Source organism: Micrococcus sp. LASM2_SD2, from assembly GCF_057364565.1.
Genome location: NZ_JBNFOB010000074.1, coordinates 1 through 9072, shown reverse-complemented (window position 1 = coordinate 9072; position 9072 = coordinate 1). Strand labels below are relative to the sequence as shown.

The 9072-nt window shown below is 71.4% G+C and carries 8 protein-coding genes and 1 pseudogene; 5 read left to right on the top strand and 4 right to left on the bottom strand.

Features of this window, described 5'->3' with window-relative positions; translation table 11 throughout:
- The 3 genes from AC2W7A_RS05750 to AC2W7A_RS05740 all read left to right on the top strand — a co-directional run.
- On the top strand, positions 1 to 2124 hold a 2124-nt coding region (locus AC2W7A_RS05750; RefSeq protein WP_485990504.1), incomplete at its 5' end, for a vWA domain-containing protein.
- 121 nt (positions 2125 to 2245) lie between these two features.
- The gene (locus AC2W7A_RS05745; protein ID WP_485990503.1) at positions 2246 to 2878 is read left to right on the top strand and encodes a hypothetical protein; all 633 of its coding nucleotides are present in this window, start codon (positions 2246 to 2248) and stop codon (positions 2876 to 2878) included.
- 152 nt (positions 2879 to 3030) lie between these two features.
- Entirely contained in the window at positions 3031 to 3765 is a 735-nt protein-coding gene (locus AC2W7A_RS05740; protein ID WP_485990502.1) for an ATP-binding cassette domain-containing protein, read from the top strand.
- A 43-nt stretch (positions 3766 to 3808) separates the two neighbouring features.
- On the opposite strand, the gene AC2W7A_RS05735 is transcribed toward AC2W7A_RS05740, so the two are convergent.
- The gene (locus tag AC2W7A_RS05735; RefSeq protein ID WP_485990501.1) at positions 3809 to 4600 is read right to left on the bottom strand and encodes an HAD family hydrolase; all 792 of its coding nucleotides are present in this window, start codon (positions 4598 to 4600) and stop codon (positions 3809 to 3811) included.
- Between the two features lie 211 nt (positions 4601 to 4811).
- The gene (gene serS, locus AC2W7A_RS05730; RefSeq protein WP_485990500.1) at positions 4812 to 6098 is read right to left on the bottom strand and encodes a serine--tRNA ligase; all 1287 of its coding nucleotides are present in this window, start codon (positions 6096 to 6098) and stop codon (positions 4812 to 4814) included.
- Between the two features lie 484 nt (positions 6099 to 6582).
- Between serS and AC2W7A_RS05725 the strand changes: the two are divergent.
- Positions 6583 to 6738, top strand: a pseudogene (locus AC2W7A_RS05725) (diacylglycerol kinase family protein); the annotation flags it as partial.
- A 12-nt stretch (positions 6739 to 6750) separates the two neighbouring features.
- Positions 6751 to 7272 carry a diacylglycerol/lipid kinase family protein gene (locus AC2W7A_RS05720; protein WP_485990506.1) on the top strand — a complete coding sequence of 174 codons (522 nt, stop codon included), beginning with the start codon at positions 6751 to 6753 and terminating at the stop codon, positions 7270 to 7272.
- A gap of 177 nt (positions 7273 to 7449) precedes the next feature.
- Here AC2W7A_RS05720 and pheA read toward each other — a convergent pair whose 3' ends face one another.
- Positions 7450 to 8340: a prephenate dehydratase gene (pheA, locus tag AC2W7A_RS05715; RefSeq protein WP_485990505.1), complete on the bottom strand. Its 891-nt coding sequence runs from the start codon at positions 8338 to 8340 to the stop codon at positions 7450 to 7452.
- A gap of 91 nt (positions 8341 to 8431) precedes the next feature.
- Positions 8432 to 8758 carry a rhodanese-like domain-containing protein gene (locus AC2W7A_RS05710; RefSeq protein ID WP_485990499.1) on the bottom strand — a complete coding sequence of 109 codons (327 nt, stop codon included), beginning with the start codon at positions 8756 to 8758 and terminating at the stop codon, positions 8432 to 8434.
- Positions 8759 to 9072: the final 314 nt, after the last annotated feature.

Genomic DNA, 9072 nt, shown 5'->3' with positions numbered 1-9072 from the left:
GCCCTCGCCGCCGCCCTCACCGCGGGCCTGGTCGGCCTCGCGACCGCAGCCGCCGGCCCCGCGCTGGCGGAGGAGGATACGGAGCAGGCGGGCCCCGGGACCACCCAGCAGCCGGTCGCCGTGGTCATGGACTACTCCGAGTCCATGCTCAAGAAGGACGCTGACGAGCAGGGCACCGCCCGCATCGACGCTGCCAAGGAGGCCACCAAGGCGCTGATCGAGAGGACCCCGGAGGATGCGCCGCTGGGCATGGTGGCCTTCGGCCACGCAGACCGGAAGACCTGCACGAAGATCGAGACCCTGCAGAAGGTCGAGAAGATCGACAAGAAGGCCCTGACGAAGAAGGTCGACGCCCTCGACGCCCGGGGCGGCACGCCCATCGGGAAGTCCCTGCAGCAGGCTGCCGACGAGCTCCAAAGCATCGAGGGCGAGAAGTCGATCATCCTCGTCTCCGACGGCGAACCGACCTGCGACGAGCCCCCGGCCTGCGAGGTCGCACAGCAGCTGGCCGAGGACGGCATCGACCTGACCGTGCACACCATCGGCTTCCGGCTGCAGGGGAATGCGAAGGCCCAGGAGACCCTCGAGTGCATCGCGGACGCCACCGGCGGCACGTACACGGACGCGGCGGACGCGGACGCGCTCACCGAGTCCCTCACCACCCAGACCTCCCGTGCCCTGCAGGGCTACACCACGGCCGGCACCCCCGTGCAGGGCGGAGCAAGCCCCGAGGATGCCCCGCGCATGACCGCCGGCCAGTTCACAGACACCATCACCACACAGCAGGGCCGTGAGGACGACGGCGAGGAGTCGACCAGTCGCCGCTACTACCGGATCCCCGTGCACGAGGGCTACACCCCGGTCGTCTCGGCCACCGTCGTCAAGGACCGTGAGACCGAGGAGATGCTCGGCGGGAGCGAGGTGATGATCCGGCCGCTGGACCTGTCCGAGGAGCCCTATGAAACCTGCTTGTTCCTCCAGGACACCGTCACACCGCTCTACTCTTCGGGCATGCACGCCACCATCCAGTGGTTCCCGCACAAGACCTTCGCTGAGCCGATGGGCGACCGGCCCCGAGAGGACTGCCTCACCGAGGACGGTGAGGTGGTCGTCGAGGTCATGCACAACGCCGACATCGCCTCGGAGGACGAGCTTCCCCTGGAGCTGCTCGTGGCCTACGCCAAGCAGGAGACGGCCTCCGGATCCCCCGCGCCGAGCCCCACGGTGGCCAAGGTCAAGACCGGCAAGGCTGAACCGGTGGCCGGCGGCGGCTCCTTCAACGAGGCCGCGCCGATCGAGTCCGGCCAGACCATCACCGACTCCCTCGTGCCCGGCGAGGCCAGATACTTCACCGTGGACGCCGCCACGAACCAGACCCTGGCCGTGCGGCTGGAGGCCACCTCCGACCCGGAGGACCGGCTCACCCTCACAGGCATGGCCTTCAACCCCCTGCGCGAGCACATGGACTTCTACTACAACGAGGACGGCGGGGTCGACGGAGGCTCCAACCTGTCCATCATCATGGCCGAGGCAGGCGAGTTCGCGTCCAGCGTCCTGGACGAGCACATCCACCCGAACCGGCGCCTCAGCGGCGGTGAGCACAAGGCCATCTCCGTCCCGGGGGGTCAGTACATCAAGGTCCAGCGGGACTACGAGGCGTCCGCCTCCGACGTCCCTCAGGCCTTCGAGCTGACCGTGGACGTCCGCGGCGAGGCCGACGACGAGGTCGGAGAGTTCATCACCACCGCGGTCCAGTACAACGACGCCTTCGGTGAGGATCAGGCCGAGGAAGACAGCGAGAAGCAGGACGACGACGGCACCTCATCGTCCGAGGCTGACGACGCCTCGGCCTCTCCCGAGTCATCCGAGGGCGATGCGGACGCGACGAACCAGGAGGGCGAGGACGCAGACGCATCCGCTCCGACCGAGCCTGAGGCGAGCGGGAAGGACGAAGGCGAGAAGCCGTCGTCGGGAACCGAGGACACCACCGCGGCGGACGTGCAGGCGGCCGGGACGGAGGACTCCGGCGGCCTTGACGGGATCCTGCCGTGGGCCCTCGGCGGGCTCGGCGTGATCGCCCTGGCCGGCGGAGGCATCATCCTGGCCGGCCGACGCGGCGCCTGACAGCACCCCCGGCGACGACCGCCTGGTCCCACACCGTCCTCGTGGGACTGTGCGGTCGTCTGCGTGGAGCAGACGGCCGGGTTCCCCATTGGGAGTCGAGCCGGCTGGCAGGATGGAGGGCATGTACGTCCTGACCATCAACCAGCGTGACTCCCGCGAGGTCGGGGACATGGTGGATGAGCTGATCCGCCGTCTCCGCCACGTGGACACCCTGCTGCCGTTCCAGCGCTCCGTGGGAGACGAGCTGATCGGCGTGGTCGCGGACCCGCACACCGCCGTGGACGTGGCGCTGCGGGCGGTGCGGGAGCGACGCTGGAACGTGGGCGTGGGAGTCGGACCGCTGCTGGCCGCAGACGGCACCCCGGGTCTTCCGGACTCACAGGACCTTGAGGACGTCACCGGCCCGGGCCTGGTGGCCGCCCGCCAGGCGGTGGAGGCCGCCGCCCACGGCCAGCGCATCCCGGTGGCCGTCTCCGCACGGAACGCGGAAACCGCGGCGGAGGCCGAGGCGGTGCTGAGGCTGATCGGACAGCTCGTATGGACCCGCACGGACGCCGAATGGCGGGTACTGGACCTGATGGTCCCCGGCGTGCGCGGGCAGCAGAAGCTGGTGGCCGCCGAGCTCGGCATCACCACGCAGGCGGTGTCCCAGGCCGTGCAGCGCGCCTTCTGGACCGAGGAGCACGCCTGCCGCCCGGCGGCCGCCCGCCTGCTGGCGCTGGCGGACGAGGTCGCCCTCCCGGACGTGGACTGAGCGGCGCGACGTTGCCCAGGGCGGCGACGGCCGCGGTCGGCCGCCGCCGTGTGACCGCGCCGCAGGCAGGGGATCATGCCTGGTCAACGGATTGCTGTCCGCTTCGTCACAGTGGCTCCCACGCGGGTCAGTAGAGGCGTACAGTCCCGCGCATGATGCACAACTCTGCCGTCTTCGCCGAGGGGCTGAAGGTGACCCGTCGCCGCACCGAGATCCTCCATGGCCTGGACCTGGACGTCCCGGCCGGCGGCATCACCGGCCTGTTCGGCGACCCTGGCTCCGGCAAGACCACGCTGCTGCGCGTGCTCACCGGGAGGCAGCGGCCGAGCGCAGGCACGGTGCGGGTGCTGGGCCTGCCCACCGGGGACAGCCGCCTGCGCACCCGGGTGGGGCACACCAGCCAGGCGCCGGCGACGCAGTCCGACCTGACGGCGCGGGAGAACGTGCAGGACGCGGCCCGCAGGGTCGGGATGTCTCGCGCGGACGCCGAGGTCGCGATCGAGCGGGTGCATCTGGGCCGCTACGCGGACACCCGCGTGGACCGGCTGGGCCGGGCGCATGCCGTGCGCTCCGCCATCGCCTGTGCCCTGGTGACCTCTCCGCAGCTGCTGCTCATGGACGAGCCCACCATCGGTGTGGATGCCGAGGCCCGCGAGGGGCTGTGGCAGCTGTTCCGGGAGATCGCCGGCGGCGGTGTCACGGTCCTGGTGGCCAGCGCCCTACCCGAGGAGGCCGAGCACTGCGACGCCGCGATCCACCTCCTCGAGGGGCGGCTGGAGGATCCGAGAAGCGGCTCAGACGCAGAGCCCGGCCCGGCGCCCGGCGAGGCGGCTGACGACTCCGGCTCCGCCCCTGAACCCGACCGTCTCCCGAACGACAGCGTGTAGGAACCCGACCTTCTCTCGAACGAAAACGTCAGGGATGAGGGGCTCAGAGAAGGGAGTCGAGGACGTCGGCCAGGCCGTCGTCGTCCACGTGGCCGGTGGTCTCGTCCGCCGCCTCCACGACCTCCTCGGGCGCCTGGCCCATGGCGACGCCGCGGCCGGCCCAGCGGAGCATCTCCACGTCGTTGCGGCCGTCGCCCACGGCCACGGTGTCCTCCTGGGACACGCGCAGCACGGTGCGCAGCGCCTCCAGCCCGGAGGCCTTCGTCACCCCGGCCGCGGCCACGTCCAGCCAGGCGGTCCAGCCCACGGAGTAGGTCACGCCGGACAGGCCGATGCCCTGCACGGCCCGGCCGAACTCCTCGGCGGACTTGTCCGTGGAGAACACCACCAGGCGCACGGCGGTCTGCTCCAGCAGCTCATCGAAGGGGACGCCCTCGGAGCGCACACCGAAGGACATGTCCTGGAACCGCTCGGTGCCCAGGAACGAGCCGTCCGGCAGCTCCAGTGCGTACTTGGCCGAGGGCAGCCGCTCGCGCAGCTTGCGCAGCACCGAGTGCGGGTCGAAGGTGCGCAGGTCCGTGACCTCGAAGCCGTCCTCGGTCTGAGGGTCCAGGCGCAGGGTGACGCCGCCGTTGGAGCAGACCATGTAGCCGGTGTCGATGCCGAGGGTCTCGGCCACCGGAAGGGTGGCGCCGCGGGAGCGTCCAGTGGCGATCACCACGTGGTGCCCGGCGGCCACCACGGCCATCGCGGACTCGCGCACCCGCTCGTGCATCCGCCCGTCATGGTCCACGAGCGTTCCGTCCACGTCCAGGCACACCATCTTCTGCGTCATGCCCTCCATCAAATCAGGTCCGGCGGACAGGACGTCGCACCCGGCGGAAGCGACGGTGGCGCACGGGTGAACTCTGCGGGACACGACGCCCGCTCCAGACGCTCCAGACGCTCCAGACGAGGGTGCACTTGTTGTCCCCTCAGAAGCCCCGAAGCGACAACAAGTGCACCCTCGTCGGCGGCACCTCGCCGCCACCGGCTGAGCGGAGGGATCAGACGAGCTCGAACCGCTCCAGGCCGCCCAGGTACGGGCGCAGCGCCTCGGGCACGGTGACGGAGCCGTCCGAGTTCTGGTGGTTCTCCAGGATCGCCACGATCCAGCGGGTGGTGGCCAGGGTGCCGTTGAGGGTGGCCACCATGCGGGTGCCACCCTTGCCGCCGTCCTTCTTCACCACACGCTCGCGGGTGTTGAGACGGCGGGCCTGGAAGGTGGTGCAGTTCGAGGTGGAGGTCAGCTCCCGGTAGGTGCCCTGGGTGGGGACCCACGCCTCACAGTCGAACTTGCGGGCGGCGGACAGGCCGAGGTCTCCGGCGGCGGTGTCGATCACGCGGTACGGGACCTCGATCTTCGCGAGCATCTGCTCCTCCCACTCGAGCAGGCGGGCGTGCTCGGCCTCGGCGTCCTCCACGGTGGTGTAGACGAACATCTCCAGTTTGTTGAACTGGTGCACGCGGATGATGCCGCGGGTGTCCTTGCCTGCGGAGCCGGCCTCGCGGCGGTAGCAGGTGGACCATCCGGCGTAGCGGATCGGACCGTCCGAGAGGTCGAGGATCTCGTCCGCGTGATAGCCGGCCAAGGCGACCTCGGAGGTGCCCACCAGGTAGAGGTCGTCGCGCTCGAGGCGGTAGATCTCGTCGTCGTGCTGGACGTCGAAGCCGGTCCCCTGCATGGTCTCGGGACGCACGAGGGTCGGCGGGATGACCATGGTGAAGCCGTGCTCGATGGCCAGGTCCAGGCCCATCTGCATGAGGGCCAGCTCCAGGCGGGCGGCCACGCCCTTGAGGAAGGAGAACCGGGCTCCAGAGACCTTGGCGCCGCGTTCCATGTCGATGCCGCCGATCAGCTCGCCGATCTCCAGGTGGTCGCGGGGCTCGAAGCCCTCGGCGGCGAAGTCGCGGGGGGTGCCGACCTCCTTGAGCACGGCGAAGTCGTCCTCGCCGCCGGCCGGGATGCCGTCCACGATGAGGTTCGGGAACGCGCGCTGCTCCTCGGCCAGGGCGGCCTCGGCCTCGTCTGCGGCGGCCTCGGCGGCCTTCACCTGGGCGGCGAGCTCCTTCACCTCGGCCAGCAGGGCCTGCTTCTCCTCACCCTTGGCCTGCGCGACCTTCTTGCCGAAGGCTTTCTGCTCGGCGCGCAGCTCTTCGAACCTGGCGATGGAGGCGCGGCGGGAGGTGTCCGCCTCGATCATGCGGTCCACGGCTGCCACGTCCGCCCCGCGGGCGGTCTGGGAGGCGCGGTACCGGTCCGGATTCTCGATGAGGTGCTTGACGTCGATCACCCCACCAGCCTAACCGCGCGCCCCGGGCCCGTGCCCCCCCCTTCACCGACTCCCCTTCCTTACACTGAGCCCATGAACCGTGACCTGCCCTTGGAGATGATCCTCGCGGTCATCGCGCTGGTCGCCGTGGTGGCGGTCGGCGCGGTGCTCGTGTGGAACCACATGCGTGTCCGGCGACTCAGTCGGCAGGTGGAAAGGCTGCGGTCGGACCGCCAGGCACTCGTGGACCGGGTGGACCAGCTGAAGACGCAGGTGGACGAGCATGCCGAGGGCGGCAGCAGCGGCCACGAGGTCGCCCTCGTCATCAACCCCGTGAAGAACAACGCGGACGAGGTCCGCAAACAGGTGGTGGCCGCCACCCGGGACATGGGCATGGGCGACGTCCTGATCCTGGAGACCACGGAGGACGACCCGGGCACCCAGATGGCGGCGGACGCGAAGGCAGCCGGCGTGAAGACGGTCATCGCGCCGCGGCGACGGCACCGTCCGCACCGTGGCCGAGCAGCTGGTCGGCTCGGACGTCCGCCTGGGAATTGTGCCAATGGGCACCGGCAACCTGCTGGCCCGCAACCTGAAGCTGCCGATCGACGACGTCGACGCATGCATCACCGCCGCCCTGAACGGCTCCACGAAGAAGATCGACACGCTGGACGTGCGCCTCGAGGACGAGGACGGCGAGCGTCACCGCCACACGGCCCTGGTGATCGGCGGCGTCGGCCTGGACGCCGAGGTCATGGGGGACACCCGCGAGGACCTGAAGGCCAAGGCCGGCTGGATCGCGTATGGCGAGGCGGGCCTGCGCCACCTGCCGGGCGACCGCCAGGACGCCACCATCTCCCTCGACGGCGGCATCCCGCGCCGCTACAAGATCCGCTCGGTGCTGGTGGCCAACTGCGGCACCCTGCAGGGTGGCCTGGAGCTGCTGCCGGACGCGAAGCTGGACGACGGCCTGCTGGACGTCATGGTCCTTTCCCCGCGCCACGTGTTCGACTGGGCCCGCATCGCCGCGAAGACCGTGGTCGGCCACCGCGTGAAGATCCCCGTGATGGAGACCTGCAGGGCACCCGCGTGCAGATCCGCTTCGAGAAGCCGATCGTCTCCCAGCTGGACGGCGACTCGACCGGCAAGGTCGTCGGCATCGACGCCCGCCTGGTGGAGGACTCCCTCACCGTGATGCTGCCGCGCTGATCCGTCCGGAAGGCCCTCGCCGGGAGCTCCTTCCCGACGACGGCCCCTCACCGCACGTGCCCCCGTCACCGCCTTCTCGGCGGTGCGGGGGCACGGTGCTGTCCGGAACGTTCGGGGGTGCGCCCGCGCTGGGGCCACGGCCGACGCCCTGCGCCGCTGACGCTCAGCGCTGCAGCAGCCCCGCCACCCAGTCCCGGCCGGAGCGGTAGGCCTCGTCGCTCATGTGGGCCGGCACCTGCGCCTGACGCTCGATCGCACGCGGGTAGGAGCCCAGGAACCGCACGCCGGGGAAGATCCGGTGCAGTGCGGCCAGGGCGGCCTGCACGCGTTCCTCGGCGAGGTGGCCCTCCAGGTCGATCGAGAAGAAGTACTGTCCCAGCCCCGAGCCGGTGGGCCGGGACTCGATGCGGGAGAGGTTGATGCCGCGGGTGGAGAACTGTTCGAGGATCTCCAGCAGCGCGCCCGGGTGGTCGTCCGGCAGCGGCACGGTCAGCGTGGTCTTGTCCGAGCCGGTCGGCTCCGGCAGCGACCCGGGGCGGCCCACCAGCACGAAGCGGGTGACGGCGCCGGGGACGTCCTCGATGCGCTCGGCCAGCACGGGCAGCCCGGTCTGCTCCGCCACGAGCGGGGCACAGACCGCCGCGTCGAAGGCGGGGGTGACCGGGCCGTCGTCGTTGGTCTGCGGCAGCAGGAGGCGGGCGCCGGCCGCCGTGGAGGAGGCCGGCGTGAACTCGGCCTCCGGCAGGTGGGCGTCCGCCCAGCCACGGACCTGCGCCCAGGCGTGGGTGTGCGTGGTGATGCGGCGGACCTCGTCCAGGCCGATGCCTTCCCGGCCGACCAGCACGAAGCTGATGGGCACCAGGACCTCGGCCAGGATCTGCAGGTCGTCCCCGGAGGCCACGTCGTCCAGGGTGGCGGAGACGCCGCCCTCCACCGAGTTCTCGATCGGCACCATGGCGTAGTCCGCCTCCCCGGCGCGCACGGCGGCCAGGGCGGAGATCACGGACGAGGCGGGGACCACGTCCGACTCGGCGACCTCGGGGATCTGCCGCAGGGCGGCCTCGGTGAAGGTGCCCTCGGGGCCGAGGAAGGTGAAGCGGCGCGCGCCCGGCCCGCCTCAGGCGAGGCGGGCGGCAGCGGCGCGATCACTTGACGGTCGGCTCGGCGTCGTTGTCGGCCTCCATCGGCTTGCCGGCCTCCAGCCAGGCGCCGGAGCCGCCGGCCACGTTCAGGGCCGAGTAGCCGCGGCCCACCAGGAACTCGGCGGCGCGGGCGGAGCGACCGCCGGTGCGGCAGATGACGTAGTAGTCCGTGTCCGGGTCCAGGTCGTCGATGCGCTCGGGCAGCTGGCCCAGCGGGATGTGCTGGGCGCCGGCGGCGCGGCCGAGGGCGAACTCGTCGTCCTCCCTCACGTCCAGGATCGCGGCGTCGGCGGGGATCTGGTCAACGGTGACGGTCTCGAACATGCTCATGCGCCCCAGGGTAGCCGGGCAGGCGGACGCAGCGGCCAGGTCCGGGCCGCGTCTCGGACTGCGGCCCGGTGCCGGTCCCGCCCGCGTCTGCGACACACCCGTGCCCGTTCCCAGGATCGGTGGGGATACTGGGGCCATGGTCCCCTCCGATCAGCAGCCTGAGAACCGCTCCGTCCTTCCCGAGGACGGCACCCCCCTGACCGAGACCGCTCCCCCGCCTGCCCGCCTCCTCGGGCGCAGCGCGGTGCGGCTCCGCGAGGACCTCGCCTCCGGCGCCCTGACGGCCGCCGAGGTCACCGAGGCCGCGCTGACCG

Bases quoted from the DNA above. Each gene is read 5' to 3' on its own strand.
- AC2W7A_RS05745 (WP_485990503.1), top strand. From the start codon at position 2,246: ATGTACGTCCTGACCATCAACCAGCGTGACTCCCGCGAGGTCGGGGAC.
- AC2W7A_RS05740 (WP_485990502.1), top strand. From the start codon at position 3,031: ATGATGCACAACTCTGCCGTCTTCGCCGAGGGGCTGAAGGTGACCCGT.
- AC2W7A_RS05735 (WP_485990501.1), bottom strand. From the start codon at position 4,600: ATGACGCAGAAGATGGTGTGCCTGGACGTGGACGGAACGCTCGTGGAC.
- AC2W7A_RS05710 (WP_485990499.1), bottom strand. From the start codon at position 8,758: ATGAGCATGTTCGAGACCGTCACCGTTGACCAGATCCCCGCCGACGCC.